Annotated in this window: 26 protein-coding genes and 1 pseudogene; 16 read left to right on the plus strand and 11 right to left on the minus strand. The window is 72.1% G+C overall.

Annotated features, from left to right (window positions below; translation table 11 throughout):
- The first annotated feature begins 25 nt into the window (after positions 1-25).
- The gene (locus tag ASG76_RS07810) at positions 26-568 is read left to right on the plus strand and encodes a TIGR03086 family metal-binding protein (RefSeq protein ID WP_056601909.1); all 543 of its coding nucleotides are present in this window, start codon (positions 26-28) and stop codon (positions 566-568) included.
- Here ASG76_RS07810 and ASG76_RS07815 read toward each other — a convergent pair.
- The 3 genes from ASG76_RS07815 to ASG76_RS07825 form a co-directional block, all read right to left on the minus strand.
- On the minus strand, positions 565-1713 hold the full coding sequence (locus ASG76_RS07815) for a hypothetical protein (RefSeq protein WP_056601910.1): 1149 nt from the start codon (positions 1711-1713) through the stop codon (positions 565-567). The two genes, ASG76_RS07810 and ASG76_RS07815, sit on opposite strands and share 4 nt — an antisense overlap.
- On the minus strand, positions 1710-2201 hold the full coding sequence (locus ASG76_RS07820) for a SigE family RNA polymerase sigma factor (RefSeq protein ID WP_056601911.1): 492 nt from the start codon (positions 2199-2201) through the stop codon (positions 1710-1712). Before ASG76_RS07820 ends, ASG76_RS07815 begins: the two co-directional genes overlap by 4 nt.
- 70 nt (positions 2202-2271) lie before the next feature.
- Positions 2272-2949, minus strand: coding sequence for a Crp/Fnr family transcriptional regulator (locus tag ASG76_RS07825; RefSeq protein WP_056601912.1), 678 nt, complete (start codon positions 2947-2949; stop codon positions 2272-2274).
- A gap of 227 nt (positions 2950-3176) precedes the next feature.
- On the opposite strand from ASG76_RS07825, the gene nth reads away from it, so the two are divergent.
- Genes nth through ASG76_RS07845 form a run of 4 tightly spaced genes read left to right on the plus strand, consistent with a single transcriptional unit; the run spans position 3177 to position 6392 of the window.
- Entirely contained in the window at positions 3177-3833 is a 657-nt protein-coding gene (gene nth, locus ASG76_RS07830) for an endonuclease III (RefSeq protein WP_082587395.1), read from the plus strand.
- Positions 3830-4450 carry a TlpA family protein disulfide reductase gene (locus ASG76_RS07835; RefSeq protein WP_056601914.1) on the plus strand — a complete coding sequence of 207 codons (621 nt, stop codon included), beginning with the start codon at positions 3830-3832 and terminating at the stop codon, positions 4448-4450. Before nth ends, ASG76_RS07835 begins: the two co-directional genes overlap by 4 nt.
- Positions 4447-5214, plus strand: coding sequence for an NUDIX hydrolase (locus ASG76_RS07840; protein ID WP_235529447.1), 768 nt, complete (start codon positions 4447-4449; stop codon positions 5212-5214). Before ASG76_RS07835 ends, ASG76_RS07840 begins: the two co-directional genes overlap by 4 nt.
- A gap of 2 nt (positions 5215-5216) precedes the next feature.
- Complete coding sequence (locus tag ASG76_RS07845) at positions 5217-6392, plus strand: MarP family serine protease (protein ID WP_056601915.1); 1176 nt, start codon at positions 5217-5219, stop codon at positions 6390-6392.
- Between the two features lie 15 nt (positions 6393-6407).
- On the opposite strand, the gene ASG76_RS07850 is transcribed toward ASG76_RS07845, so the two are convergent.
- Positions 6408-6827, minus strand: a complete 420-nt coding sequence (locus tag ASG76_RS07850) for a phage holin family protein (protein WP_056601916.1) — start codon at positions 6825-6827, stop codon at positions 6408-6410.
- Positions 6828-6987: 160 nt separating this feature from the next.
- Here ASG76_RS07850 and nhaA point away from each other — a divergent pair, with 160 nt between their 5' ends.
- On the plus strand, positions 6988-8373 hold the full coding sequence (nhaA, locus tag ASG76_RS07855; RefSeq protein WP_082587342.1) for a Na+/H+ antiporter NhaA: 1386 nt from the start codon (positions 6988-6990) through the stop codon (positions 8371-8373).
- Between the two features lie 83 nt (positions 8374-8456).
- Here nhaA and acs read toward each other — a convergent pair whose 3' ends face one another.
- The 3 genes from acs to ASG76_RS07870 all read right to left on the minus strand — a co-directional run bounded on the left by acs (position 8457) and on the right by ASG76_RS07870 (position 12517).
- A complete protein-coding gene (acs, locus tag ASG76_RS07860) occupies positions 8457-10424 on the minus strand; it encodes an acetate--CoA ligase (RefSeq protein ID WP_056601917.1) in 1968 nt (655 codons plus the stop codon).
- 87 nt (positions 10425-10511) lie between these two features.
- On the minus strand, positions 10512-12146 hold the full coding sequence (locus ASG76_RS07865; RefSeq protein ID WP_056601918.1) for a cation acetate symporter: 1635 nt from the start codon (positions 12144-12146) through the stop codon (positions 10512-10514).
- Between the two features lie 2 nt (positions 12147-12148).
- Positions 12149-12517 carry a DUF485 domain-containing protein gene (locus ASG76_RS07870; protein WP_056601919.1) on the minus strand — a complete coding sequence of 123 codons (369 nt, stop codon included), beginning with the start codon at positions 12515-12517 and terminating at the stop codon, positions 12149-12151.
- 162 nt (positions 12518-12679) lie between these two features.
- Between ASG76_RS07870 and ASG76_RS07875 the strand changes: the two genes are divergently transcribed.
- The 3 genes from ASG76_RS07875 to ASG76_RS07885 all read left to right on the plus strand — a co-directional run bounded on the left by ASG76_RS07875 (position 12680) and on the right by ASG76_RS07885 (position 14727).
- Complete coding sequence (locus tag ASG76_RS07875) at positions 12680-13366, plus strand: phosphatase PAP2 family protein (RefSeq protein WP_056601920.1); 687 nt, start codon at positions 12680-12682, stop codon at positions 13364-13366.
- Positions 13363-14280: an NAD-dependent epimerase/dehydratase family protein gene (locus tag ASG76_RS07880; RefSeq protein ID WP_056601921.1), complete on the plus strand. Its 918-nt coding sequence runs from the start codon at positions 13363-13365 to the stop codon at positions 14278-14280. The genes ASG76_RS07875 and ASG76_RS07880 overlap by 4 nt, the downstream gene beginning before the upstream one ends.
- A gap of 240 nt (positions 14281-14520) precedes the next feature.
- The gene (locus ASG76_RS07885; RefSeq protein WP_056601922.1) at positions 14521-14727 is read left to right on the plus strand and encodes a cold-shock protein; all 207 of its coding nucleotides are present in this window, start codon (positions 14521-14523) and stop codon (positions 14725-14727) included.
- A gap of 78 nt (positions 14728-14805) precedes the next feature.
- Here ASG76_RS07885 and ASG76_RS07890 read toward each other — a convergent pair whose 3' ends face one another.
- Positions 14806-15417: a maleylpyruvate isomerase N-terminal domain-containing protein gene (locus ASG76_RS07890; RefSeq protein WP_056601923.1), complete on the minus strand. Its 612-nt coding sequence runs from the start codon at positions 15415-15417 to the stop codon at positions 14806-14808.
- Between the two features lie 253 nt (positions 15418-15670).
- Between ASG76_RS07890 and ASG76_RS07895 the strand changes: the two genes are divergently transcribed.
- From ASG76_RS07895 to ASG76_RS07915, 5 genes are read left to right on the plus strand one after another with little or no spacing between them, the layout of a single operon-like run.
- Complete coding sequence (locus ASG76_RS07895) at positions 15671-17140, plus strand: MFS transporter (protein ID WP_056601924.1); 1470 nt, start codon at positions 15671-15673, stop codon at positions 17138-17140.
- Positions 17141-17147: 7 nt separating this feature from the next.
- A complete protein-coding gene (locus tag ASG76_RS07900; RefSeq protein WP_056601925.1) occupies positions 17148-19217 on the plus strand; it encodes a molybdopterin oxidoreductase family protein in 2070 nt (689 codons plus the stop codon).
- Entirely contained in the window at positions 19210-20628 is a 1419-nt protein-coding gene (locus tag ASG76_RS07905) for an FAD-dependent oxidoreductase (RefSeq protein WP_056601926.1), read from the plus strand. Before ASG76_RS07900 ends, ASG76_RS07905 begins: the two co-directional genes overlap by 8 nt.
- 37 nt (positions 20629-20665) lie before the next feature.
- Positions 20666-21097: a hypothetical protein gene (locus ASG76_RS07910; RefSeq protein WP_056601927.1), complete on the plus strand. Its 432-nt coding sequence runs from the start codon at positions 20666-20668 to the stop codon at positions 21095-21097.
- A 42-nt stretch (positions 21098-21139) separates the two neighbouring features.
- A complete protein-coding gene (locus ASG76_RS07915) occupies positions 21140-21595 on the plus strand; it encodes an SRPBCC family protein (protein ID WP_056601928.1) in 456 nt (151 codons plus the stop codon).
- 11 nt (positions 21596-21606) lie between these two features.
- Here the strand turns inward: ASG76_RS07915 and ASG76_RS07920 are convergent, their stop codons facing one another.
- Positions 21607-22293 (minus strand): hypothetical protein, encoded by a 687-nt coding sequence (locus tag ASG76_RS07920; protein WP_056601929.1) that lies wholly within the window; start codon positions 22291-22293, stop codon positions 21607-21609.
- A 60-nt stretch (positions 22294-22353) separates the two neighbouring features.
- Here ASG76_RS07920 and ASG76_RS19595 point away from each other — a divergent pair.
- Both ASG76_RS19595 and ASG76_RS07925 read left to right on the plus strand, forming a co-directional pair.
- Positions 22354-22686 (plus strand): annotated as a pseudogene (locus tag ASG76_RS19595) (hypothetical protein); the annotation flags it as partial.
- A gap of 404 nt (positions 22687-23090) precedes the next feature.
- Positions 23091-23660: a dihydrofolate reductase family protein gene (locus ASG76_RS07925; RefSeq protein ID WP_056601930.1), complete on the plus strand. Its 570-nt coding sequence runs from the start codon at positions 23091-23093 to the stop codon at positions 23658-23660.
- Between the two features lie 45 nt (positions 23661-23705).
- Here ASG76_RS07925 and ASG76_RS07930 read toward each other — a convergent pair whose 3' ends face one another.
- Positions 23706-25127, minus strand: a complete 1422-nt coding sequence (locus ASG76_RS07930) for a sensor histidine kinase (RefSeq protein ID WP_056601931.1) — start codon at positions 25125-25127, stop codon at positions 23706-23708.
- A complete protein-coding gene (locus ASG76_RS07935; RefSeq protein ID WP_056601932.1) occupies positions 25124-26773 on the minus strand; it encodes an FAD-dependent oxidoreductase in 1650 nt (549 codons plus the stop codon). The genes ASG76_RS07930 and ASG76_RS07935 overlap by 4 nt, the downstream gene beginning before the upstream one ends.
- Positions 26774-26928 lie beyond the last annotated feature (155 nt).

Raw genomic sequence — 26928 nt, forward strand, 5'->3', positions numbered from 1 at the left:
GCCCGCTGAGGCGTGAGGTGGGGGGATGGACACCCAGCACCGAGCCGTCGTCGTCCTCTCCCGCGCGCTCGACCAGGCCGGCGACGCGCTCGCCGCGATCCACCCCGACGACCTCGACCGCCCCACACCCTGCTCCGGGTGGACGGTGCGCGAGCTCGCCGACCACCTCGCGGGCGCGCCGCATCGCTTCCTGCGCTCGGCACGCGGTGAGGAGGTCGACTGGAGCGCCAGCGCTGACGTCGGTGACGACCCGGCGGTCCTCGCCGCGCACTTCCGCGCCCACGCCGACGACCTTCTCCACCACTGGCACGGCCAGCCCGACGACCACGTCGCCCAGGCCGACTGGCAGAGCGCCGAGCTGGGCGTGCACACCTGGGACCTCGTGCAGGCGCTGGGGCGGCCGCTGCGCCTCGACGACGAGGTCGCCCAGCGCGGGCTGGCCTTCATGCGGCAGGGGCTGACCGAGGACAACCGCGGTGAGGCCTTCGGCGCACCCGTGCCAGTCGCCGACGACGCGTCGGCGTACGACCGGCTGGTCGCCTTCGCGGGACGCGACCCCCGGGCTTAGACGCGCGGCAGGAACCGGCGCCAGAGCCACCGCAGGCCCAGCAGCACGGCGATAGCTGCCGCCACGCCGAGGCCGATGATCCAGGAGATGTCGCGCTGGTCGGGGGCCAGGACGTCACCGAAGTCGTGGGTCAGTGCCTGCGACGACGTGCCGTCGAGGTCGGGTATGAGGTCGACGGCGATGCTCAGCGGCACAGCGTTCTGCGGGATGTCGCGCGCGACGATGCGGTAGGTCCACTCCGACCGGGGGCGCTCGGGCGAGGTGAAGAGGACCAGGTGCTGGCCCTCGACGTACGAGCCGGGAGGCCCGTAGGCCTGCGCCACGACGAGGTGGTCGGTCGCCCAGCCGAGCGGCGTCACGGAGGCGCCCTCGGGGTAGAGGTCCGCGGGAAGGACCCGTCCGATGGTCCTGCCCCCGGGGTCGACGAAGGTGGCTGCGTCCTCGTCGGTCCTGGGTGATGCCACCGCGACCAGCTCTCCTGTCGGGGACGGGATCCCGCGCAGCGCTGACGTCGGGAGGGGTCGCCCACCCTGCCCGGCGACGGGCAACACCCCTCCCGAGCTCGCGCCGCGACGGTCCTCGCCGGTCCAGAGGAGCCGCCGCGAGCCCGGGACCCACTCCAGGGTGGTCACGTCGGCGTGCTCGTCGTCGCCGGGGTAGTAGCTCGAGGTCCCGTCCTCGAGGTCGAGCACGTGGATGCCGCCGCGATTGCGCCACGCCAGGTGGAGGCCGTCCGGGGACAGCGCGAGTGGACCACGGTCGGCGGACAGGTCAGGCAGGTCGAGCGCGTGATAGCGGCCGTCGGTCGCGCCGATGACGACCGGCTGGGCGACAGAGGAGAAGAACGCCACCGAGGCGGGTCCAACCGCGAGGTCCGGCTCGAGCCCGAGCTCGCCCGGGTCCTGGATCCGGCTGGGGATCGCGCCACCCGCCACCTCCTCGCCGGACGCCGTACGCAGCTCGCGGTCCGTCGAGACGAGGGCGGCCGCACCGCCGACCGAGGCCAGGATCGCCAGCACGGCGGCGACGGCGAGCACCTGCCCGCGTCGCCGCGCACGGCGACCGCGGTCCCACAGGGACGGGTCGGGGGAGAAGGTCTGGGTGCGGGCGAGGGCGTCGAGCTCCTCGCGCAGGTCGGTGCTCATGCGTCTGCTCCCACCAGGTCGGCGAGCTCGGGGGCCAGGACGCGCAACCGCTGCAGGGCCTGGCGCGACATGGACTTGACCGCGCCGCTGGAGATGCCCAGCACGGTGGCCGTCTGGACCTCGGTGAGGTCCTCGAAGTAGCGCAGCACCAGCACCGTGCGCTGGCGTGCGGTCAGGCGGCGCAGGGCCTGCTCGAGACTGAGCCGCAACGTGGGGTCGGCGGCGGCGACCGGGGCGTCGTACGACTCCAGCGGGGTCTCGGCGAGCTTGCGCCGACGCCACCAGGAGATGTTCTGATGATACATCGCGCGCCGGACGTAGGCCTCGGGCGAGGTGTGGATGCGTTCCCAGTGCTTCGCCGCCTGGACCAGCGCGGACTGCACGAGGTCCTCGGCGAGGTGGTGGTCGCCCGTCAGCAGGTACGCCGTGCGCGCGAGCGCGGGCCCGCGTGCGTGGACGAACTCGTCGAACCCGGATCTGTCGGTCATCTGCCCCCCTCACGACGTACGACGCACGCGGGCGCCGGTTCGGGGGTCAGTGGTGAAAGAAACGTTGCTTTCAGCGAGCGCGGCGCGAGAGGCGCTCGAGGTCCATGATCACCACGGAGCGGGGCTCCAGGCGCAGCCAGCCGCGCGAGGCGAAGTCGGCGAGCGCCTTGTTGACCGTCTCGCGGGAGGCGCCGACCAGCTGGGCGAGCTCCTCCTGGGTGAGGTCGTGGTGGACGTGGACGCCGTCGTCGGCGGTGCGGCCGAAGCGGTCGGCGAGGTCGAGCAGCGCCTTGGCGACGCGGCCGGGGACGTCGGAGAAGACCAGGTCGGCGACGACGTCGTTGGACTTGCGCAGCCGGCCGGCAAGCTGCGACAGCAGCCCGCGCGCGACCTGCGGGCGGCCCTCGAGCCACTTCAGCAGGTCGTCGTGCGAGAGCGAGGCGAAGGTGGCGTCGGTGACGGCGGTGACCGTCGCCGAGCGCGGGCCGGGGTCGAAGAGGGAGAGCTCGCCGAACATCTGGCCGGGGCCCATGATCGCCAGCAGGTTCTCCCGGCCGTCGGAGGAGGAGCGGCCGAGCTTCACCTTGCCCTCGGTGACGACGTAGAGCTTGTCGCCGGAGTCGCCCTCGTGGAAGAGCACGTCGCCGCGACGCAGCGTGGTCTCGGCCATCGAACCGCCCAGCGCGGTCGCCGCCTCGTCGTCGAGCGAGCTGAACAGCGGTGCCTGCCGAAGCACGTCGTTGTCCACGTCAATCCTCCAAGTGAGTGCGGTCCCTCGCCGGGCCCGGGGGCGAGCCCGCGGGATCGTGCCCGATCCTAGCCGTGGTCTGGGTCACAAGGGCCACTCCGGGCCGGTGCGGCAGCGTGAACTTGGCGGTTCGGGGCCTGTCGGAGCAGGACCGTACGCTTGGCCGCGTGCCTGCCCCCAGCGTGATCGCGAAGCCCGACACCTCGCTCGTGCGTCGGGCGCGCAAGATGGAGCGGATCCTCGCCGAGACCTATCCCGACGCGGCCGCCGAGCTCGACTTCACCAACGCCTTCGAGTGCCTGGTGGTCACCGTGGTCTCCGCGCAGACCACCGACAGGAGGGTCAACGCCGCCAGCCCGGCGCTCTTCGCGGCCTACCCCACGCCCGAGGCGATGGCCGCGGCTCCGCGCGAGCACATGGAGCAGCTGCTCGGCCCGCTCGGCTTCTTCCGCGCCAAGACCGACTCGGTGCTCAAGCTCAGCCAGGCGCTCGTCGAGCGCTACGACGGCCAGGTGCCCGACCGCCTCGAGGAGCTCGTCACCCTGCCCGGCGTGGGCCGCAAGACCGCCAACGTCGTGCTGGGCAACGCCTTCGGCAAGCCCGGGATCACCGTCGACACCCACTTCGGACGTCTCGCGCGCCGCTTCGGCTGGACCGAGGAGACCGACCCGGTGAAGGTCGAGCACGCGGTCGGCGCCCTCTTCCCCAAGCGCGACTGGACGATGCTGTCGCACCACCTCATCTGGCACGGGCGCCGGCGCTGCCACGCCAAGAAGCCGGCCTGCGGCGCGTGCCCGATCGCCAGGCTGTGCCCCTCCTTCGGCACCGGCCCGACCGACCCGGTCGAGGCGGAGAAGCTCGTCACCACGCAGGGGCCGGCGTGAGGCCTGCCCTGGTCGCCGGCCTGGTCGGCGCGCTGCTCGCCGCGTCGCTGACCGCGTGCACCTCCGACGGTGGCGGCATCGACGTACGCCCTCCGGACGTGAAGGTCGACACCCCGGCGCTGCGCAAGGCCAAGGACCGCATCGGCATGGAGGACTGCGAGCCGGGCTCGGGTGAGCCGGTCGACGGCGGCCTGCCGTCGGTCACGCTGCCCTGCCTGGCCGGTGGGCCTGACGTCGACCTGTCCTCGCTCCGCGGACCGATGGTCATCAACCTCTGGCAGGCCAACTGCGGACCATGCCGCAAGGAGATGCCCGCGCTGCAGGCCTTCCACGAGCGCTACGCCGGCGAGGTGGCGGTCGTGGGCATCGACTTCAACGACGTCCACCCCGACGGTGCGATGGCACTGGCCGAGGAGACGGGCGCGACCTACCCGTCGGTCGCCGACCCCGGCGGCGACCTGATGGCCCAGGAGGCCTTCGCCATCGCGCGTCGCGGCCTGCCGGTCTTCCTGTTCGTCGACGAGTCGGGTCGGGTCGTGGGCGAGGACTCCGGCGGCATCACGTCGGTCGCCGAGGTCGAGGACCTGGTCGCCGAGCACCTCGGGATCGAGCTGTGAACCCACCCGAGACGAGCGGCCTGCCGGGCTGGCTCGGGCCGGTCGTCGAGGCGGCCTCCACGATCACCGTCCACGAGCTGACCCGCTTCATGCCGCCGGAGGACGCCGACGCACGGCGGGGAGCGGTGCTGATGGTCTTCGCCGACCGCGACGACGACCCCACTGGCCCCGACGACCTCGCCCACCGCGGCGAGCTGCTGCTCACCGAGCGGGCCCACCACATGCGCTCGCACCCCGGCCAGGTGTCGTTCCCGGGCGGCTCGCTCGACGAGGGCGAGACCGCGCGCGAGGCGGCGCTGCGCGAGGCGCACGAGGAGATCGGCCTCGACCCCGCGGAGGTCGAGGTCTTCGGCGAGCTGCCCGAGCTGTGGCTGCCGCCGAGCAACTTCGCGGTGACCCCGGTCCTGGGCTACTGGCGCGACCGCGGGCAGGTGCGCATCGCGAGCCCCGACGAGGTGCACGAGATCCACCACGTCGCGATCGCCGAGCTGCTCGACCCGCAGCACCGGATCAACGTGCGCCACCCCAGCGGCTGGACCGGTCCGGGCTTCCTGATCGGCCCCGACAAGGACGTCATCCTGTGGGGCTTCACCGCCGGCATCATCGCCCGGCTCTTCTCCTACCTCGGGTGGGTCGAGGACTGGGACCGGGCGCGGGTGCGTGACCTGCCCGACCACATGCTGCAAGGTGAGCCTCGACAGTCCGACCTGGCACCTGACCCCAGGCCGAACAACGCCAGCCCCAACACCCGGCTCGAGGAGTAGCGATGAACGTCCTCGACTGGTGCCTGGTCGCACTCGTGGGGATCTACGCCCTCTCCGGCTACTGGCAGGGCTTCATCACCGGCGCCTGCGCCACCGCCGGCCTCCTCCTCGGCGGCCTGCTGGGCATCTGGGCCGCGCCGCTCGCGCTCGGCGACGCGGCGCCGTCGCTGTGGGTGTCGCTGGGTGCGCTCTTCATCGTGATCATCTCCGCCTCGCTCGGCCAGGCGCTCTTCCAGTACGTCGGCGCCCGCATCCGCGACCGCATCACCTGGCAGCCGGTCCGGGCCGTCGACGCCATCGGCGGGTCGGCGCTGAGCGCGGTCGCGGTGCTGCTGGTGGCGTGGGCGCTGGGCGTCGCGGTGTCCGGCACCCGCATCGGTGGCATCACCCCGCTGGTGCGTGACTCCACGATCCTGGCCCGCGTCGACGAGACGCTGCCGCCCGACTCCGGCCGGGTCCTGCAGACCTTCAACAACGTCGTCGGCACGACCTTCTTCCCGCGCTACCTCGAGCCCTTCGCCCCCGAGCGCATCGTCGCGGTCAAGCCGGGCGACCCGCGCATGCTAACCGACCCCGACGTGATGGCCGCCGAGGCCAGCGTGGTCAAGGTGCGCGGCGCCAACGGCTGCGGCAGCGGCGTCGAGGGATCGGGCTTCTTCTACGCCCCGGGCCGGCTGATGACCAACGCCCACGTCGTGGCCGGCGTGACCCGCCCGGAGGTCGAGGTGGCCGGCTCCACGGTGGTCGCCTCGGTCGTGCTCTACGACCCCGACCTCGACATCGCGGTGCTCGCCGTCCCCGACGTCGGCGTGCCGCGGCTCGCGCTCGACACCGAGGCCGGGCCGCGCGACCCGGTCGCCGTCCTCGGCTACCCCCAGGACGGCCCCTACGACGTGCAGTCGGGCCGGATCCGCTCCGAGCAGCGCCTGCGCTCGCCCGACATCTACGGCGACGGCACCGTCATCCGCCAGGTCTACTCGCTGCGCGCGCTCATCCGGCCCGGCAACTCCGGTGGCCCCATCGTCACCTCGTCGGGCGAGGTCGCCGGCCTGGTGTTCGCAGCGTCGGTGAGCGACCAGGACACCGGCTACGCGCTGACCGCGAGCCAGCTCGCGGAGTCCGCGGCGCAGGGCCTCACGCGCGAGGCGCCGGTCGACACCGGCACCTGCGTGCGCTGAGGCGTCGTACGAGCCTCAGCCCTTGCCCTTGAGGGCCTGCGGGATCTGCTTGCCCTGCTCGATCGCGCGCTCGGGCGCCTTCACCTGCTTGACCTGCTTGAGGCCGATGAAGGCGAGCAGGCCGGCGATGAGGAGGTAGAGGCCGAAGACGATCAGGAAGGCCCAGTGCAGGTCGAGGCCCGCGCCGTTCCAGTGGATGAAGTAGGCGATCGACACCGACAGCATGATCACGGCGAGCAGGCCGAGGAACGCCGCGCCGGCGAAGAGGCCGATGCCGACGCCGCCGTGCTTGACGCTGACCTTGATCTCGCTCTTGGCCAGCTGGATCTCCTTGGAGATCAGCGTCGAGATGTCGCGCTGCGCGTCCATGACGAGCTTGCCGATCGTCGGGTCGCCCTGGAGATCGGTGCCGGGCTTGACCGGTTCGGTTGCCATGGAGCTTGTCCTTCGGTGTACGCCGGGGGCTGAGTGCGTCGACCCTACCAACGGCCCCGTCTACACTGGGGCCTCAGGTGAGCCGGGAAGTCTGGTCGGCCCGCGGCGTGTCGTCGCGGTCAGTAGTTACCCCGCCGACCCCCGAAGGATGCGCCCGCGCATGACCTCCCCCCCGAAGAACCCGCACGAGCCCGGCATCGACGTCGACGACGACCTGTGGGAGTCCGGCCCGGTCTACAGCGCCAGCAACCGCCCACTGGCGCGCCTGGTCGCGCGACCGGTGCGCGAGTTCCTCCGGGTCGAGGCGGCCGGCTCGCTGCTGCTGATGCTCGCCGCGGTGGTCGCGCTGGTGTGGGCCAACAGCCCGTGGGCGTCGTCGTACGACGCGCTGTGGCACACCCACCTCGTGCTCGACGTGGGCCCGCTGCACCTCGACGAGTCGCTGCAGCACTGGGTCAACGACGCGCTGATGGTGATCTTCTTCTTCGTGGTCGGGCTCGAGATCAAGTACGAGCTGGTCAACGGCGACCTGCGCGACCCCCGCACGGCCGCGCTGCCGATCGTCGCCGCCGTCGGCGGGATGGCCGTGCCGGCGCTGCTCTACGTCGCGCTCAACCCGCCGGGCAGCGAGGGCAACGCCGGCTGGGGCATCCCGATGGCGACCGACATCGCCTTCGCGGTCGGTGTGCTCGGCGTGCTGGGCAGGAGGATCCCGTCGGCGGCCCGGCTCTTCCTGCTGACCCTGGCGATCGTCGACGACATCGGCGCGATCCTGGTGATCGCGGTGTTCTACACCAGCGACCTGTCGCTGGGCTGGCTCGCGATCGCGATCGGCCTGCTCGCCCTGATGGTGGTCGCGCGACGGCTGCGGATCTGGACGGTCGTGGTCTACGCCGTCCTCGGCGTCGGCGTCTGGTTCGCCCTGCTCGAGTCGGGCGTGCACGCCACCCTGGCCGGCGTCGCGATCGGCCTGCTCGCACCGGCCACCTCCCTGCTCAACGAGGAGGTCGCCCGCGGCTACGCCACCGAGGCGCTGCGCGACCGTCGCCTCGACCCCGACGAGCTGGACAAGATGCGGTTCCTGCTCAAGGAGTCGGTCTCCGTGGTCGAGCGGCTGCAGAGCTCGCTGCACCCGGTGTCGGCCTACGTCGTGCTCCCCGTCTTCGCGCTCGCCAACGCCGGCGTCGAGCTGGGCGCCTTCGGGAAGGTCTTCACCGAGCCCGTCGGCGTCGGCATCGTGCTGGGCCTCGTGCTCGGCAAGCCGGTCGGCATCTTCCTGGCCTCGTTCGTCGCCGTACGCCTCGGGCTGGGCAGGCTGCCCGAGGACACCACCTGGCCGATGCTGCTGGGCCTCGGCGCCGTCGGCGGCATCGGCTTCACGGTGTCGATCTTCATCGCCGGGCTGTCGTTCCCGGGCGCCGACCTGCTGACCGAGGAGGCGAAGATCGCGATCCTGCTGGCCTCGCTGGTCGCGGCGGTGGTCGGCGTGCTGGTGCTGCTGGCGGCCACGCGGCGTACGTCCGACGCGGCGGAGCCGGCCGCCTGACTCCGAGCGTCATACGAACCCGCACCGATAGGTGCGGGTTCGTATGACGGATCGCGTGGAGCGCGGGGAGAGAGCGTCAGGACTCAGTCCTCGGAGGCGGCCGAGCCCTCCTTGCCCTTGATCAGGTCCATCACCGTCGAGTCGGCGAGGGTGGTCACGTCGCCGACCTCGCGGTGCTCGGCGACGTCCTTGAGCAGGCGGCGCATGATCTTGCCGGAGCGGGTCTTGGGCAGCTCGGGCACGACCATGATCTGGCGCGGCTTGGCGATCGCGCCGATCTCCTTCTGCACGTGCTTGCGCAGCTCCTCGACGATGTCGGGTCCGCCGTCGCCGGCAGCCTCGCGCAGGATCACGAAGGCACACACCGCCTGGCCGGTGGTCTCGTCGGCCGCGCCGACCACGGCCGCCTCGGCGACCTTGGGGTGCGACACGAGCGCCGACTCGATCTCGGTGGTGGACAGGCGGTGGCCGGAGACGTTCATGACGTCGTCGACGCGCCCGAGCAGCCAGATGTCGCCGTCCTCGTCGAGCTTGGCGCCGTCGCCGGCGAAGTAGAGGCCCTCCCAGCGCGACCAGTAGGTGTCCTTGAAGCGCTGGTCGTCGCCCCACAGCGTGCGGAGCATCGCGGGCCACGGCTCGCGGATCACGAGGTAGCCGCCGTTGCCGTTGCCCACCGACTCCGCGTCGTCGTTGACCACGTCGATCGCCACACCGGGCAGGGCCTTCATCGCCGACCCGGGCTTGCCGGCGGTGACGCCGGGCAGCGGGCTGATGAGGATCTGGCCGGTCTCGGTCTGCCACCACGTGTCGACGATCGGGCAGCGCTCGCCGCCGATGACCTCGCGGTACCACATGTAGGCCTCGGGGTTGATCGGCTCACCGACCGAGCCGAGGAGCCGCAGCGAGGAGAGGTCGTAGGCGTCGGGGACCTCGCGGCCCTGCTTCATGAAGGTGCGGATCGCGGTGGGTGCGGTGTAGAAGATCGAGACCTTGTAGTCCTGGATGATCTGCCACCAGCGGCCCTTCTCGGGCGTGCCCTCGTACATCACCTGGGTCGCGCCGTTGGCGAGCGGGCCGTAGGCCATGTAGGAGTGGCCGGTCACCCAGCCGACGTCGGCGGTGCACCAGTAGACGTCGTCGTCCTTGAGGTCGAAGACCGACCAGTGGGTGTACGACGTCCCGGTGAGGTAGCCGCCGGTGGTGTGCAGGATGCCCTTGGGCTTGCCGGTGGTGCCGGAGGTGTACATGACGTAGAGCGGGTGCTCGGAGTCGTGCATCTCGGGCTCGTGCTCGGCAGAGGCGCCGTCGACGACGTCGTGCCACCACACGTCGCGCGCGTCGTCCCACGCGACGTCCTGGCCGGTGCGGCGTACGACGAGCACGTGGCGCACCAGGTCGCCGGTCTTCTCCACGGCCTCGTCGACGGCGGGCTTGAGGGCGCTGGCGGCACCGCGGCGGTAGCCGCCGTCGGAGGTGATGACGACGTGGGCCTCGCAGTCGGTGACGCGCGAGGCGAGCGCGTCGGCGGAGAAGCCGCCGAACACGACGGTGTGGGGGGCGCCGAGGCGGGCGCAGGCGAGCATCGCGACGACGACCTCGGGGATCATCGGCATGTAGATCGCGACGCGGTCGCCCTTCTGCACGCCGAGGTCGGTCAGCGCGTTGGCGGCCTTCGACACCTCGTCCTTGAGCTGGGCGTAGGTGATGTCGCGAGTGTCGTCGTCCGGTTCACCCACCCAGTGGATGGCGACCTTGTCTCCGTTGCCGGCCGCGACGTGGCGGTCCACGCAGTTGACCGAGGCGTTGAGGGTGCCGCCGACGAACCACTTGGCGAACGGCGGGTCCGTCCAGTCGAGGACCTGGTCCCACTTCGTGCCCCAGTCGAGCCGCTCGGCGGCCTCGGCCCAGAACGCCTCGCGGTCGGCGTCGGCGCGGGCGTAGGCCTCCTCCTTGACGTTGGCGGCGGCCGCCAGCTCGGCGGGGGGCTCGAAGCGGCGCTCCTCGCGCGACAGGTTGGACAGGGCCGGACTCTTCGGGGACTGCTCGGACAAGGCTCTCTCCTGGTGCGGGGCACGTGCTGGGGTGATGGGGGTGACCCCCTCGCCGAACCTACTCCGGCTCGACGAGGGGGTCACGGGTCAGTGCTGGACGGCCTGCTCGGCGCCGGCGCCGGTGAGGGCGCGGACCTCGAGCTCGGTGTAGCGCTCCTCCGCCGACGGCTCCTTCGACGTGATGCTCCCGAGGTAGCCGAGGAGGAAGCCGAGCGGGATCGACACGATGCCGGGGTTCTCCAGCGGGAACCACGAGATGTCGATGCTGGTCGGCAGCAGCGAGAGGTTCTTGCCGGTGATCGGGTCGAGTCCCTTGCCGGACACGACCGGGCTGAAGATCACCAGGCCGACCGACGAGATGAGCCCGCCGTAGATGCTCCAGAGCGCTCCGCGGGTGTTGAAGCGGCGCCAGAACATGTTGTAGATGATGGCCGGCAGGTTGGCCGACGCCGCGACCGCGAAGGCCAGGGCGACGAGGAAGGCGATGTTGAGCTTCTGCGCCGGGATCGCCAGGACGATCGCGACCAGGCCGATGACGCCCGCCGCGATCCGCGAGACGCGGATCTCCTGCTCCTCCGACGCCGTGCCGTCCTTCATCACCGAGTTGTAGATGTCGTGGGCCACCGACACCGACGAGGTCAGCGTCAGGCCCGCGACCACGGCGAGGATCGTCGCGAACGCGACCGCCGCGATCAGTGCCAGCAGCACCGCGCCGCCGGTCGAGCCCGGCCCACCGCCCGCGGCCTCGGCGAGCAGCGGCGAGGCCAGGTTGCCGCCCGACGCGGCCACCTCGGCGTACGCGTCCTTGTCGAGCAGGGCCGCGGCACCGAAGCCGAGGACCAGCGTGAACAGGTAGAACGCGCCGATCAGGCCGATCGCCCACAGCACCGACTTGCGCGCGTCCCGCGAGGTCGGGGTCGTGTAGAAGCGGATCAGGATGTGCGGCAGGCCCGCCGTGCCGAGCACCAGGGCGATGGCCAGGGAGATGAAGTCGATCTTCTTGTGCAGCTCGGGGCCGTACTTCAAGCCCGGCTCGAGGAACGCCTGGCCCTTGCCGCTGTTGGTGGCGGCGGTGCCAAGGAGCTCGGAGAGGTTGAAGCCGAACTTGGCGAGCACGATCACCACGATCAGCGCGGAGCCGATCATCAGCAGCACGGCCTTGACGATCTGCACCCAGGTCGTGCCCTTCATGCCGCCGACGGTGACGTAGAAGATCATCAGCGCGCCCACGAAGAAGATCGTCAGGTTCTTCAGCGCCTCGCTCTGCACGCCGAGCAGCAGGGCCACGAGAGCGCCCGCGCCGACCATCTGGGCGAGGAGGTAGAAGATCGAGACGACCACGGTGGAGGTGGCCGCCGCCATGCGCACCGGCTTCTGCTTCATCCGGTAGGCCAGCTGGTCGGCCATCGTGTAGCGACCGGAGTTGCGCAGCACCTCCGCGACGAGCAGCAGGGCGACCAGCCACGCGACGAGGAAGCCGATGGAGTAGAGGAAGCCGTCGTAGCCCGACAGCGCGATCGCGCCGGAGATGCCCAGGAACGAGGCGGCCGACATGTAGTCGCCGCCGATGGCGAGACCGTTCTGGAAGCCGGAGAACCCACGTCCGCCGGCGTAGTGGTCGGCCGCGCCGGAGGAGTTGCGACTGGCCCAGATGGTGATGCCGACGGTGATCGCGACGACGCCGAGGAACAGCGCCGTGGTGAGGATCTGGTGGCCTTCCATGGTCAGAGACCTCCGTTGTCGGCACGCCCGTCGAGCGTGCGGTGGTAGTCCTCGGTCAGCTGGCGGGCCAGCGGGTCGAGGTGGGTGTTGGAGTAGCGGCTGTAGAGGAAGGCGATGAGGAACGTCGTCAGGAACTGCAGCAGCCCGAAGACCAGCGCGACGTTGATGTTGCCGGCGACCTTCGTGCTCATGAAGTCGTGGGCGAACATCGACAGCAGGACGTAGAGGGCGTACCAGGCCAGGAACGCGGCCGTGGCCGGGATGATGAACTTGCGATAGCGGCCGCGGAGCTCGGCGAACTCCGGTCGTGCCGACAACTCGTCGTAGACGGGGTCGTGGCGCGCGGCCTGATCGTGGGCGTCGTGTGTCACGTCAGGGTCCTTCCGGGCATGGCCACCGGGTGTGACCGCCGTCACCGTGACACCGGTCGCGACCGGGCGGGGAGGGGCACGCACGCCCGGGTCGGCCGATGGGCGTACGCCGTCGCCCAACGGTGGGTGCCACGCGACGAGCGGTCGTGGGACGCTTCGCCCGTGGACGACGACATCTCACCGCGCCGGGCGGCGCAGACACTGGGCATCACGTGGGTCCTGATCCTGCTGGGCGTGCTCGCCGTGGGGTGGGTGCTCACGCACCCGCTGCAGTCGACGGTGGACCCCTGGGACAACAGCGTGAACCGCTGGTTCGAGGACCACCGCACCTCCGGGCTCGACGTGGCGGCCGACATCGGCAGCAAGGTCGCCGACACGATCATCGGCCTCGCGCTGGCGCTCGTCCTCGCGATCGTGGTCTCCCGCAAGGTGCGCAGCTGGCGGCCGGCCATCTACTACGCCGTCCTCGTCGGGCCGACGCTGGCGCTCTACCTCATCGTCACCGCGCTCGTCCCGCGCGACCGGCCGCCGGTGAAGATCCTCGACCCCGGGCTGGTGCCCGACCACAGCTTCCCGTCGGGCCACGTCTTCACCTCGATCGTCGTCTACTGCGCGACCGCGCTGCTCCTCAACGCCTACTTCCCGCGGTGGCGCAGCTGGACCTGGCTGCTGTTCCTCGTGCCGCTCGTCGTGGCGCCGTCGCGGCTCTACCAGGGGGCGCACCACCCGACCGACGTGATGACGAGCCTGCTGTTCGCGCCGATCTGGGTCGCGGTCGTGGCGCACGTCCTGCTGCCCGAGCCGGCCGCCCGGGAGGACGACCGCTCGCCTGACATGGTGGGGGCATGACCTCTCCCTCCTCGTCTCGCGTCGTCGTCGTGACCGGCGCCAACGGCCTCGTCGGCAGCCATGTCGTGAGCGCCCTGGCCGAGCGCGGGGCGCGGGTGCGCGCCGTCGTACGCCGTGTCGGCACCGCGCCGCAGGCGCCGGGCGTCGAGGAACACGTGGGTGACTTCGGCGACCCGGCCTTCGCCGACGAGGTGGTCGCCGGCGCCGACGCGCTCGTGACGACCGTGCACCCGCTGGGGTCCGGCCGCGACGACCAGCGCCGCGTCGGCCTCGACGGCACCCTCGCGGTGGCCGAGGCCGCGGTGGCGGCCGCCGTCCCGCTCCTCGTCCACGTCTCCACCGCGGCCGTCTACGACCGCAGCCCGGGTGTCGGCGACGTCACCGAGGACTCAGCCCTGGTGGCCGACGACGCCGACGACTACGCCGTCGTCAAGCGCGACGTCGACGACGCCCTGGGCCGCCTGCGCGGCACGACCCGGGTGCTGCTGCGCCCGCCGGCCATCCTGGGTGCGGGCGCGTCCTCGGTGTGGAACACCGTGCAGCCAGCCGCGATCCGCGACGACGAGTCACGCCGCCACGGTGTCGCCGAGCAGTCCTTCGCCTGGGTGCACGTCGACGACCTGGCCGCGATCGCGGCCGACCTCGCCACCGGCGCGATCGCGACCGGGCACGACGTCGCGGCCGGTCCCGTCGAGGACGGCTGCACCCCGGTCAACGTGTCCGCCGGCCCCGCCACGTGGGGTGACTACCTCGGCGCCGTCACCTCGGCGCTCGGCGTCGAGCCCGTGTGGGACGAGCGACCCGTGTGGACCGGCCGCGTCCGCGCCGACCGGGCGCAGGGCTGGGGCTGGACGCCGCGGGTGTCGCTGGAGGACGCGCTGGCCGAGCTGCAGGCCGGGTTGCGCTCGTCGTAGCGGTTCAGGAGGAGGTGACGTCGTCCCGCACCACCCGCCACAGCGAGGAAGTAGGTATCTGCGGCCCAGTGCTCTACGGTGGAGGTGTTGAAGGGACGGAGCACCCAGCCGTCCTGGTTGCGCACAGTGCGCGACTCGTATCTCGTACTCCTGGTTTCGGTTCGCTGGACATCAGTACGCATGGATGTCTTCAGCGGCCGGAGGGCACGTCGCCCCCGGCACCGAACAAAGGAAATCATCATGGCTCAGGGCACCGTCAAGTGGTTCAACGCTGACAAGGGCTTCGGCTTCATCGCGCAGGACGGTGGCGGCGAGGACGTGTTCGTCCACTTCTCCGCCATCCAGTCCAACGGCTACAAGTCGCTCGACGAGAACCAGAAGGTCGAGTTCGACCTCGCCCAGGGCCCCAAGGGCCCCCAGGCCGAGAACGTTCGCGTCTCTTCCTGATCTTCGCCGCGTTGGCCCCCGACCGCAGCTGCGGTCGGGGGCCTTCGTGCATTTGCGGGTGCGTCTCCGAGGCTGCGCTCAGAGCACCGAGAAGCCGTCGGGCAGCCCACGCCGCCCGGTGACCGCGAGGAGCAGCGGGCCCGCGGCGTCACCGTCGGCGGCCAGCCGGGCCACCAGCCGCAGGGCCTGCGCCGCGGGTCGCGGCGGGGGCTCGCTCGCCAGGCCGAGCGCGCCGGCGAGGTCGAGGGTGTGCACGACGAGCTCGAACGTGCGGGTGGGCAGGTAGTCGGCCAGGCGCATCCCGCCGGCCACCGTCGTCAGCAGCTCGGTGCCGTCGCAGGCCGTGACCGTCGGCACGACGCGTGCGGCGATCGTGGCCACGGCGTCCGCCGGATCGTCGCCGAGCGCCTCCCCGGCCTCGCGGCCCCGGGTCGCCACGTCCGGTCCGGCGGCGATGGCGCGCGTCGCCGGGTAGTAGTCGGCGGCCGACTCGACGTCGACGCGCTCGGCAGGACGCGCGAGGTAGGCCTCGACGGTCAGCATCGACCGGCTGGTGTGGCCGACCAGGCTGCGCACGTCCCACTCGCCCAGCCCGGGCTGCGACCAGCGGTCGCCGACGCGGGCCGCGGTCGCGACGAACCAGTGCGCGGCCTCGGCGAATCCGCCGCGCGTGTCGTCCCAGGCGTCCATGCCTCGAAGGCTAGACCGCCGAGGGCCCGTCGCTCAGCGCGGCGGACGGCGTACGGCGCCGAGGGCGACCTGGGCGACCCCAGCCCCGAGCATCGCGACGACCTGGCTGAGCGACCGCAGGTGGAGAGGAGTCATGGCCCGCAGTACCCCGTCGTGGCGCCGGCATGCGCGCGTGAGGTCGTGAGGAAGATGTGACGGTCCCGCCACCGCCGCGGCAGGTCGCCCGTCACACCTCGCGGCGAGGCTCCTCGCCATGAGCACGCAGACCCCCACCCGCCGTAGCCGCCGCTGGATCGAGGACTGGCGTCCCGAGGACGCCGAGTTCTGGGAGACGACCGGTCACTCCGTGGCCCGCCGCAACCTCGTCTGGTCGATCTTCGCCGAGCACGTCGGCTTCAGCGTCTGGCTGATCTGGAGCGTGTCGTCGGCCTTCCTGCTGGCGCAGGGCTTCACGTTCACCCCGCAGCAGCTGTTCCTGCTGGTGGCGCTGCCCAACCTGGTCGGCTCGCTGCTGCGGCTGCCCTACACCTTCGCGGTGCCGAAGTTCGGCGGGCGCAACTGGACCATCGTGAGCGGGCTGATGCTGCTGGTGCCGACGCTGCTCTTCGCCTACGCCGTGCAGGACCCGACGACGCCCTACTGGGCCTTCTGCCTGATCGCCATGACCGCCGGGGTCGGCGGCGGCAACTTCGCCTCGTCGATGGCCAACATCAACTTCTTCTACCCCTCCGACCGCAAGGGCGCCGCGCTCGGCCTCAACGCCGCCGGCGGCAACCTCGGCGTCTCGCTGATCCAGCTGCTGCTCCCGGTGATGGTCGGCGGTGCCGGCATCTTCGGCCTGGTGCAGGCCTCGGGCAGCGGCATCCACCTCGAGCGGGCGGCGTACGTCTATGCGGGGCTGGCGCTGCTGGCCACCGCGGCCGCCTGGCTGCGGATGGACAACCTCGCGACCGTCTCGTCCTCGCCGCGGGAGCAGATGCAGGTGGTGAAGCAGCGCGAGACCTGGCTGCTGTCGCTGCTCTACATCGGCACGTTCGGCTCGTTCATCGGCTACTCCGCGGCGATGCCGCTGCTGATCAAGCTCAACTTCTGGGTGCCCGAGCCCGCGCCGCTCGGCACCGGCATCTTCTTCGCCTTCTACGCCTTCCTCGGCGCCGGCGTCGGCTCGCTCACCCGGCCGCTCGGCGGCTGGCTGGCCGACCGCTGGGGCGGCGCGCGGGTGACGCTGGCGTCGTTCGTGGCGATGACGGTCTTCACGCTCGGAGTGCTGTGGACCGTCGGCCGGCTCACCCCGAACCCGACCGCGGATCCGGCGATCGCGACGCAGAACGCCGACTGGTTCCCGCTGTTCCTCGGCTTCTTCCTCTGCATCTTCGCCGCCACCGGCGTCGGCAACGGCTCGGTCTACAAGATGATCCCGGCGCTGTGGAAGGCCAAGGCGGAGCGTACGACGACTCCCGGCACGCCCGAGCGCACCGCCGCGCTCACCACCGCCACGCGCCAGTCGTCGTCCGCGCTCGGCGTGATCGGGGCCGTCGGCGCGATGGGTGGCTTCCTCGTGCCGCTGGCCTTCTCCGCACCGTGGGTGGCCGACCCGCTGTCGTCGACAAAGGGCGCCTTCACGGTGTTCACCGGCTACTACCTGCTCTGCGCGGTCATGACCTGGGCGCTCTACCTGCGCCGGCCGGTGCGCGCGCACGGCCTCGCCGCCGCCGAGATCTGAGTCGTCGATGGCGACCGAGACCCACTGCCCCTACTGCTCGCTGCAGTGCGGGATGCGCCTCGCCGGGCGGCGTGTGCCGGAGGTGCAGGCGTGGGAGGAGTTCCCGGTCAACCGCGGCGCGCTGTGCCGCAAGGGCTGGGCCGCCGCCGGGCTCTACGGCAGCCGCGAGCGCCTCACCTCGCCGCTGGTGCGCGACCGTGAGAGCGGTGAGTGGTCGGCCGTGTCGTGGGACGACGCCCTCGACCGGGTCGCGGCCGGCATCCGTGCCGCGCAGGCGGCGAAGGGGCCCGACGGGGTGGCGGTCTTCGGCGGCGGGGGCCTGACCAACGAGAAGGCCTACTCCCTCGGCAAGCTCGCGCGCGCAGCGCTCGGCACCTCGCAGATCGACTACAACGGCCGCTGGTGCATGTCGTCGGCCGCCTCGGCCGGCATCCGCGCCTTCGGCCTCGACCGCGGCCTGCCCTTCCCGCTGGCCGACGTCGAGGAGGCCGACGTGCTGGTGCTCGTCGGCTCCAACCTCGCCGAGACCATGCCCCCGGCCGCGCGTCACCTCGACCGGCTGCGCGAGCGCGGCGGTCGCGTCGTCGTCATCGACCCGCGGCGTACGCCGACCGCGGACCGCGCCGACCTCGTCCTGCAGCCGGTGCCCGGCACCGACCTCGCCCTCGCGCTCGGGGTGCTGCACCTGCTGGTCGCCGCCGCTGCGGTAGACGAGGACTACCTCGCGGCCCGGACCACCGGGTGGGAGTCGGTGCGTGACTCGGTCGCCGGCTGGTGGCCCGAGCGGGGCGAGCGGGTGACGGGCATCGAGGCACATGAGCTGCGGGCGCTGGCGGCGATGCTGGCGGGTTCGCCCAAGGTCATGGTGCTCACCGCGCGCGGCGCCGAGCAGCACTCCACCGGCTCCGACACCGTGCTGGCCTGGATCAACGTCGCGCTCGCTCTCGGCATGGTCGGCAAGCGCGGCGCGGGATACGGCTGCCTCACCGGGCAGGGCAACGGCCAGGGCGGTCGCGAGCACGGGCAGAAGGCCGACCAGCTCCCCGGCTACCGCCGCATCGACGACCCCGCCGCCCGCGCCCACGTCGCAGGGGTCTGGGGGGTCGACCCCGACACGCTGCCCGGCCCCGGGCGGTCGGCGTACGAGCTGCTCGACGCGCTCGGCACCGACGACGGCCCCTCCGCGCTGCTGGTGATGGGCTCCAACATCGTCGTCAGCGCGCCCAACGCCACCCACGTCACCTCGCGGCTGGAGGCGCTCGACCTGCTCGTGGTCTGCGACGTGGTGATGTCGGAGACCGCGGCGATCGCCGACGTGGTGCTGCCGGTGACGCAGTGGGCCGAGGAGACCGGCACGATGACCAACCTCGAGGGCCGCGTCGTGCTGCGGCAGAAGGCGATCACGCCGCCGTCGGGCGTGCGCTCCGACCTCGACGTCATCGCCGGCCTGGCCGCGCGGCTCTCCGACGTGCCGTTCGCGACCGACCCGGAGGAGGTCTTCGCCGAGCTCGGCCGGGCCTCGGCGGGCGGACCGGCCGACTACTCCTCGATCACCTACGACCGGATCCGCGACGAGGGCGGGGTGTTCTGGGGCGGCGAGCGGCTCTTCGCCGAGACGTTCGCGCACGTCGACGGCCGCGCCCGGATGTACGCCGTCGAGCACCGCGGCGCCGCCGAGGTCCCGTGTGCGGACTACCCCGTGCACCTCACGACCGGGCGGGTGCTCGCGCAGTACCAGTCCGGCGCGCAGACGCGGCGCACCCGCGCGCTGCCCGACGACGGGCCGTTCGTCGAGCTGCACCCGCTCCTGGCCGGGCGACTCGGAGTCGCTGCGGGAGACCCGGTGCGGGTCGCGACGCGGCGCGGCTCGATGGCCGCGCCGGCCCGGGTGGTGACCACGATCCGCCCCGACACCGTCTTCGTGCCGTTCCACTGGGTCGGCGCCAACCGGCTGACCAACGACGCCCTCGACCCCGCGTCGCGGATGCCGGAGTTCAAGGTGTGCGCCGCGTCGGTCGCCTCGCTGCTCGAGGAGGTCGCGCAGCGACCGTCACGAGACCCGGTCACCCATGCCTGAGCGCGTCGTGGTCGTCGGCGGCGGCATGGCCGCCGTGCGCCTCGCCGAGCAGCTGGTGGGCGCCGACGTGCAGCTCACCGTCCTCGCCGACGAGCCGCACGCCCCCTACAACCGCATCCTGCTCTCCGCCGTCCTCGAGGGCACCCACCCCGCTGACGCGCTCACCCTGCGCTCGCCGGAGTGGTTCGCGGAGCGCGGCTTCGACCTGCGCCTCGGCGCGCGGGTGCTGGAGCTCGACCGGGCCGCCGGCGACGTCGTGCTGACTGATGGGGAACGAGTCGCATTCGATCGGCTCGTGCTGGCCTGCGGTTCGATCCCCACGCTGCCGCCGATCCGGGGGCTGGTGCGCCGCGACGGCACCCTAGACCCGCGGGTGCACCCGTTCCGCACGCTCGCCGACTGCACCCGGTTGTCCACCGCGCTGACCTCGCTGGTCGAGGAAGGGCGAAGCCCTGTCACGAGACCTCGAGCCGTCGTCGTCGGCGGCGGCCTCCTCGGCCTCCAGGTCGCCCGAGCACTCGCGGTGCGCGGCGTGCTGACCGAGGTCGTCGAGGGCGCCGAGCACCTCCTCGCCAGCCAGGTCGGCCCCGCCGCGGGTGGCGTGCTGGCTCGCGACCTGCGGCGCCTCGGCACCGAGGTCTACACCGGCGCCCGCGCGGTCCGGATGACCGACGACGGGGTGCAGCTCGACAACGGGGCGGTCCTGCCGACCGACCTGGTCGTGCTCACCGCCGGCGGCCGCCCATCGACCGCACTTGCCAGGCGCGCGGGGCTGATGGTCCGTCGCGGGGTCGTCGTCGACAGCACGCTGACCAGCGTCACCGACGACCGCGTCCAGGCCATCGGCGACTGCGCCGAGCACCGGCGGCGTACGACCGGGTTCGTCCCGCCGGCCTGGGAGCAGGCTGACGTGCTCGCCCGGGTGATCCGGGGCGAGGCGGCGTCGTACGACGGGCTCCGCAACGTCGCGCGGCTGCGCGCGACCGGCCTCGAGGTCGCCGTCCTCGGCGACCCGCTGACCGCCGAGGGCGAGGTGGTCGAGGTGACCAACCCGGTCTCCGGATCGCACCGGCGCCTCGTCGTCCATGGCGGGCGCATCGTCGCGGCCGCCCTGGTCGGCGACCTGTCGCGCGTCGGGCTGATCACCCAGCTCTACGACCGCGGCACGATCCTCGGCCCCGACGAGCCCGGCCAGCTGCTGCTCCCCGAGGCCGCCGAGGCACCCACGCCGCTGCCCGACGAGGCGGAGGTGTGCGCCTGCGCCGGCGTCACGGCCGGGGAGGTGCGGGCGTGCGGCTCGGTGGCGCAGTGCGTCGAGGCGACCCGCGCGACCACCGGCTGCGGCGGCTGCGCTGACGTCGTACGCCGCCTCGTCGGCGGCACGACGCGGGAGCGGGTGCCGGTCGGCTGAGCGACAACTTCTATGCGGAAGCCGTCGTCCCAGACCCGTGCTGGTCAAGGTCTCGCTCGGCGTCGCCGCCGTGGCGCTCGGGTTCGCGGGCGGGGTGCGGCTGGAGCACATGATGAGCGGTGAGCCGTCGCCTGTCGTCCGCGCGCTCGACCCCGCCGCGCACGCCGGGGAGACGGCGTACGAGGAGTGCCCGCGGCTGCCCGCCGACCCGCCCTACCCGGTCAACGACCACGGCATGACCTACGGCTCGGGCGCCGGGATCGACGCGGAGGATCCGGGCCCGGACCTCGTCTCGGCGTACGGCACCGACGGCCGGTGCGGCTTCGTCCGCGCTGCCGACCGACCGCAGCCCGAGCGCACGCTCGCCGGAGCCCTCGCCGCGACGCCCGAGAGTCGCGAGATCCCGCTCTACGCGCAGGACGGCGTCACGGTGATCGGGGTGTTCGGCGGCGGGGCACCCCGACGCTAGACCGGGATTGTGCGGAGCCAGCGCCGGGGCGACCATGCGGAGATGGGCGACATCGAGCTGGAGCTGACCCGGACGATCAAGGCGCCGGCCGCCGACGTCTTCGCGCGGCTGGCCGACATCGAGGGGCACAACGAGTGGATGCCCACCAAGGGCAGCATCCGGCGCCGGAGCACGCAGACCTCGCCCGGCCCGCCGGCGGTCGGCACGACCTACGAGGACGCGACCGTGATGGGGCGGATCCCTGGCGAGATCGTCGAGCTCGAGCCGCCGCGCCGGCTGGTCTACCACTGGTGGGACAAGACCTCGTCGGGGCGGACCAAGACCGAGGGCTGGCCCGGCTACACGCTCGAGTCGGTGGGGGAGCGGGAGACGCTCGTACGCCACGACGCGCGGCTGCGTGCCCACGGCACGTGGCGTCTCGCGACGCCGATGCTGCGGCTCATGGCACAGCGGGAGCGGACGGCAGTGCTGGATGCGCTGGAGAAGTCCTTCGCCTAGCGGGCCTCGGGTCAGCTGCCCACGAACACGCGCCCCATGGCGAAGATGCCGCGCTGCGGGATCCAGAAGTCGCCGATGCGCGCCTGTTCGGCCAACGGCGCGGGAGGCCCCAGGTCCTGACCGTTGATCACGGCGCTCGAGTCCACGACCCGCCAGATCAGCCGTGGGTTGGCGTCGAACGGGAGGCCGTTGGCCGTGAGCCCCGTCATGCTGACCTTGCCCACCCCCAGTGTCGACGTCGCGACGGCACCCATCGCCTTGAGCATCTTCTGCGACCTCCAGGCGGAGAGCGGCAGCCTGTTGCCGACCTGGCTCATCACGCGCGTCATCGGCGAGCTGTCGAGCGTGACCCGCCAGTCGAGCAGCTGCCCGGCGGAGACGTGCAGCGTGTCGGCTGCCTCCCAGGTGATGTCGATGTCGACGACCGTCGACTCCTGCACGCCGTGGCCGAACCAGCGCGAGCAGGCGAACTCGGGCTGCGCGGACTCGTAGAAGCGCCACTGCCCGTCGGGAGCTCGGTGCCATACCGAGGTGAACTGGTCACCGACGGACGAGGCGGTCCAGCGGCGCAGCCCGAGCACGTGACCAGAGGCGAACGTCTGGCCCATGACGCCGTAGCCCGAGACCCGCTCCTCCTCGCCGGGAGGAAGCAGGGGGCGTCGCTCTGACGCGAGCGCGTGGTCGCGTGGTGAGTCCACGACCCCACGGTCCTCCGCCCGACACGCGCCCGCAAGAGTCACTGATGCGCGCTCCAGCCCGTGAAGGACCTCTCCGACCGCGTCCGCCACACCGCCTACGAACACCCCGAGTCACTGCGTGACCAGATCAACCTCATCACCGGCGGCGACTACTGGCCCTACGCCACCTCCACCAGCCGCCACGTCGACCTCGACCACCCGGTCCCCTACGACCACGGCGACGACTCCCGAGAACCTCCGCCGGACCAGACCGGCTCCCACAACTCCGGCCCCCTCGGCCGACGACACCACCGCTGGAAGACCCACGCGGGCTACCAGTCACGCCAGTGCGGCGAAGGCCGCTACGTCTGGCTCACCCCCCACGGCCTGGGCTTCCTCGTCGACCACACCGGCNCCCGCCGGACCAGACCGGCTCCCACAACTCCGGCCCCCTCGGCCGACGACACCACCGCTGGAAGACCCACGCGGGCTACCAGTCACGCCAGTGCGGCGAAGGACGCTACGTCTGGCTCACCCCCCACGGCCTGGGGTTCCTGGTCGACCACACCGGCACCCACCGCATCCACCCCGAGAAGGCACGGATGATCCTCGAAGCCCCGGCCGGAGTGGACATCTACCCGAGCTGAGAAGCACGGCGCGTATGGGCCCAGGATCCGCAGGCACTGGGAGTTCTTCGCGGCGGTATGGGCTAGGTCGGGCGGACACGATGCGTGCAGCAAGACCCACCCGTCATGCCGTCCTCGTACCCCTCGTGCCCTTAAGGGTGCAGACTGGTCATCGCACGGGGAAGGAGCGCCATGCCTGAGCTGGTCGTCGATTTCATCACCTCGCTCGACGGGTATGCCTCCGCGGAGGGCTGGCCTGGCTGGTGGGGCCTGGAGGGACCGGATTACCTGGCCTGGTTGGCCGAGAGTCCCGAGAAGGACTACCTGGTCCTGTTGGGCGCCAACACCTACCGGCTCATGTACGGCCTCACCCGGGAAGGCGAACCGGGGACTGACGTCTTGGGAGGCATGTCCAAAGTCGTCTTCTCCAGGGCCCTGACCGGGCCGTTGCAGTGGGAGAACTCGACTCTAGTTGCCGGCGACGCCGTAGATGCTGTGCGGGAGATGAGGCACACCGGTGCGAGGTCCATGCGCACCATTGGCAGCCTTGCTCTGTGCCGGTCGCTGTTGACAGCCGGGCTCGTGGACCGATTCCGGGTGGTGATCTTCCCCGTGATCACCGGGGCGACCGGCAGCGAGCGGATCTACGACGGCTATCCCGACGTCGCCCTCGACATGACGAACAGTCGTACCTTCGACGGCCAAATCCAGCTGGTCGAATACCGGCCGAGGGTGCTGGACGGCCCGCCGGGCACGTCCTGAGAGTCGTCTCCCCCGCGCCCTCTCCTGGATCGGTGACGATCAAGGTCACGACCGGTTCGCGGCGGGCTGGGCTACTCGCGTGAAAAACCCCCCCAACAGCAGCCGCACCCGCACCACCGTCGCCCCCGGCGCCGACTCCACCGAGATCCCACCCCCGTGCCGCTCGACCACGATCCGGCGCGAGATGTCGAGGCCCAGCCCCGTCCCCTTCCCGACCTCCTTGGTCGTGAAGAACGGCTCGAAGGCATGCGCCGCGACCTCGCCGGTCATCCCCGGGCCGGTGTCGCAGATCTCGACGACGACGTGGCTGCCGTCGGCGTACGTCCGCACCGTCAGGGTGCCGGAGCCGTCCATGGCGTCGACGGCGTTGTCGATGAGGTTCGTCCAGACCTGGTTGAGCTCGCCGGGGTTGGCGGTGACGGTGGGGACGGAGTCGTCGTACTCCCGAACGACCGTGACGCCGTCGCGCAGCTTGTGGCCGAGCATGATCAACGTGCTCTCGAGGCCGTCGACGACGCGGACGTCTTGCACGGCGGCGCGGTCGAGCTGGGAGTAGGACTTCACTGCGGAGACCAGGTCGGAGATGCGGCGCGTGGCGTTCTGCGCCTCCGCGATCAGCGCGGTCGTGGTCACCGAGCTCGCCACCCACTCCAGGCCGGCCTGCAGCGCCGAGCCCGACAGGGTGGCTGCTGCCTGGTCGAGCCAGCCAGTCGTCACACCGGCCGCGGCCAGCGCGGGCGCGATCACCCATGACCGGTCGATGGAGTTGAGATCGAGCCAATCCGTGAGCGAGTCCTCCAGGTCGGAGAGCGCGACCCCGGTCGGCACCGAAGACGGGTCGATCGAGCGGCGCAGCTCGTCGATCCCGACGAACTGCTCCGCGGAGATGCCCTCGCCGGCCAGCCGCTGGAGGGAGGAGAAGACGTCGTCGCTCGACTGCTGCAGCGCGCCGACCGAGCGCACGGCGGCGGACGCGGGGTTGTTGATCTCGTGCGCCAGCCCGGCGGCCAGGGTGCCGAGCGCGACGAGGGCCTCGCGCTGGCGGGCGTTGACCTCGATGCGCCGGGCCGTGCCGATGAGCCCACGCAGCAGGTGGACCGCGAAGGGGAACCACGCCTCGCCGAGGCGAGCGAGCTCGGCCGCCGGCAGCCGGAAGACGCGCGTCGGCGCGCCCACCCGGGCCGATCCCATGTAGACGCCGTGCTCGTCCCACGCGCGGAAGCCGCCGGCCCACTGTCCGGGGTCGGCCATGGTCGCCATGGTCTGCTCCTCGTGGCCGATGCGACGCACGAGGTCGATGCGGCCCGCGAGCAGCAGCCACCAGTCGTCGGCCGGGCGACCCTCGTCGAAGAGCCGCGCGCCGGCGTCGTACGACTCCTCCCGCCCCGCAGCCGCGAGGGCCGCGACCTGGTCGTCGGTGAAGGCGTCGAGGATCGCGACCGCGCGCAGCTCGTCGAAGAGGGTCATGTCTGCGCCAGGTAGCGGTGGACGAGGTAGACCGACATCGCGCCCTCGCCGACGGCGGAGGCGACGCGCTTCATCGAGTCGCGGCGCACGTCGCCGGCAGCGAAGACGCCGGGCACGCTGGTCTCCAGTGCGAACGGCCCGCGCTCCAGCGGCCATGACACGTCACCCGGCAGGTCGGGGCCGGTGAGCACGAAACCGTGGTCGTCGCGCGCGACGGCGTCGCCGAGCCAGTCGGTGTGCGGGGCGGCGCCGATAAAGACGAAGACCCAGCTCGTCTCGACCTCCTCGGTGTCACCCGTGTCGCGATCCACCAGCGTGAGGGCCTCGAGGTGCCCGTCGCCGCGCGCGCCGCCGACCTCGGTGCGCAGCCGCACCTCGACATTGGGTGCGGTGAGGATCCGACCCACGAGGTATTGCGACATCGACGCCTCCAGCGAGGCGCCGCGCACGACCAGGACGACCCGCTTGGCGTAGCGGGCGAAGTTGAGCGCGGCCTGGCCGGCCGAGTTGGCCGCGCCGACGACGTACACGTCCTCGCCGACCGTCTGCGCCGCCTCGCTCGCGCTCGCGCCGTAGTGCAGCCCGCGCCCGACGAGCGCGTCGAGGCCGGGTGCCTCGAGGCGGCGGTACGACACCCCGCTGGCCACCAGCACCGCGCGCGCCTCGATGTCGGCCGAGCCGTCGAGCAGCACCGCCCGGACGGGGCCGCGGGTCTCGAAGCCGACGACGTCGCGGGTGAGCACCATCTCGGCACCGAACCGCGACGCCTGTGCGACGGCGCGGTGGGTGAGGTCGGCGCCGGAGAGCCCCTTGGGGAAGCCGAGGTAGTTCTCGATCGACGCGCTCTGCCCGGCCTGGCCGCCCGGAGCGTCACGCTCGACGACGACCGTCGCGAGCCCCTCGGAGGCGGCGTACACCGCTGCGGCGAGACCCGCCGGGCCGCCGCCGACGATGCAGAGGTCGTAGAGCGGCTTCTCCGCGCGGGTGTGCAGGCCGAGCGCGTCGGCGAGCTCGACGGTGGTGGGGGAGCGCAGCGCGACGCCGTCCGGGAGCGCCACCACGGGCAGGTCGTCGGTGCCGGCCCCGGCGAGCTCCAGCAGCCGTGCCGCCTCGTCGGACTGGTCGACCTCGAGCCAGCGGTAGGGCACGTGGTTGTGGGTGAGGAAGGTCTTCACCTCCACCGTCCGCTCCGACCAGCGGTGGCCGACGACGCGCACCTCGGAGTCGCGGTCGGGGTGGTCGTGGGCCCAGTCGCGCAGGAGGTCGTCGAGGACGGGATAGAGCCGCTCCTCGGGCGGGTCCCACGGCTTCATCAGGTAGTAGTCGAGGGCGATGTCGTTGATCGCGCGGATCGCGACGTCGGTGTCGGCGTACGCCGTCAGGAGCACCAGCTTGGAGTCCGGGGACTGCTGGCGCACCTCCTTCAGCACCTCGATGCCCGACATCTGGGGCATGCGCTGGTCGGAGACGACGGCGGCGATCGGTCGGTCCTTGAGCAGCTGGTCGGCAAGGATCTCCAGCGCCTCCGCGCCCGAGGTCGCGCGCAGCACGCGGTGGTCCTCGCCGTAGCGCTGGCGCAGGTCGCGGACGACGGCGGCGACCACCGCGACGTCGTCGTCGATCGCGAGGATGGCGGGCTTGGCCATCGGCGCCTCCCCCCTCCGGTCCCTCGGACGCTACCTGCGTTGCTGCGGGGCCGACAGGTGGTCGAGACCAGCTCTCGGGGCGAGCTGCCCTCCGACGGGTCGCGTTCCGGGCTCCCCGAACGTGCAGGGGGCTAGTCTGGGAGGACTCTCGTGGA

It is taken from the genome of Nocardioides sp. Soil774, assembly GCF_001428125.1.
Classification (GTDB): Bacteria; Actinomycetota; Actinomycetes; order Propionibacteriales; family Nocardioidaceae; genus Nocardioides.

Bases quoted from the DNA above. Each gene is read 5' to 3' on its own strand.
- ASG76_RS07810 (WP_056601909.1), top strand. From the start codon at position 26: ATGGACACCCAGCACCGAGCCGTCGTCGTCCTCTCCCGCGCGCTCGAC.
- ASG76_RS07815 (WP_056601910.1), bottom strand. From the start codon at position 1,713: ATGAGCACCGACCTGCGCGAGGAGCTCGACGCCCTCGCCCGCACCCAG.
- ASG76_RS07820 (WP_056601911.1), bottom strand. From the start codon at position 2,201: ATGACCGACAGATCCGGGTTCGACGAGTTCGTCCACGCACGCGGGCCC.
- nth (WP_082587395.1), top strand. From the start codon at position 3,177: ATGGAGCGGATCCTCGCCGAGACCTATCCCGACGCGGCCGCCGAGCTC.
- ASG76_RS07845 (WP_056601915.1), top strand. From the start codon at position 5,217: ATGAACGTCCTCGACTGGTGCCTGGTCGCACTCGTGGGGATCTACGCC.
- ASG76_RS07850 (WP_056601916.1), bottom strand. From the start codon at position 6,827: ATGGCAACCGAACCGGTCAAGCCCGGCACCGATCTCCAGGGCGACCCG.
- nhaA (WP_082587342.1), top strand. From the start codon at position 6,988: ATGACCTCCCCCCCGAAGAACCCGCACGAGCCCGGCATCGACGTCGAC.
- ASG76_RS07865 (WP_056601918.1), bottom strand. From the start codon at position 12,146: ATGGAAGGCCACCAGATCCTCACCACGGCGCTGTTCCTCGGCGTCGTC.
- ASG76_RS07880 (WP_056601921.1), top strand. From the start codon at position 13,363: ATGACCTCTCCCTCCTCGTCTCGCGTCGTCGTCGTGACCGGCGCCAAC.
- ASG76_RS07885 (WP_056601922.1), top strand. From the start codon at position 14,521: ATGGCTCAGGGCACCGTCAAGTGGTTCAACGCTGACAAGGGCTTCGGC.
- ASG76_RS07890 (WP_056601923.1), bottom strand. From the start codon at position 15,417: ATGGACGCCTGGGACGACACGCGCGGCGGATTCGCCGAGGCCGCGCAC.
- ASG76_RS07895 (WP_056601924.1), top strand. From the start codon at position 15,671: ATGAGCACGCAGACCCCCACCCGCCGTAGCCGCCGCTGGATCGAGGAC.
- ASG76_RS07900 (WP_056601925.1), top strand. From the start codon at position 17,148: ATGGCGACCGAGACCCACTGCCCCTACTGCTCGCTGCAGTGCGGGATG.
- ASG76_RS07905 (WP_056601926.1), top strand. From the start codon at position 19,210: ATGCCTGAGCGCGTCGTGGTCGTCGGCGGCGGCATGGCCGCCGTGCGC.
- ASG76_RS07915 (WP_056601928.1), top strand. From the start codon at position 21,140: ATGGGCGACATCGAGCTGGAGCTGACCCGGACGATCAAGGCGCCGGCC.
- ASG76_RS07925 (WP_056601930.1), top strand. From the start codon at position 23,091: ATGCCTGAGCTGGTCGTCGATTTCATCACCTCGCTCGACGGGTATGCC.
- ASG76_RS07930 (WP_056601931.1), bottom strand. From the start codon at position 25,127: ATGACCCTCTTCGACGAGCTGCGCGCGGTCGCGATCCTCGACGCCTTC.
- ASG76_RS07935 (WP_056601932.1), bottom strand. From the start codon at position 26,773: ATGGCCAAGCCCGCCATCCTCGCGATCGACGACGACGTCGCGGTGGTC.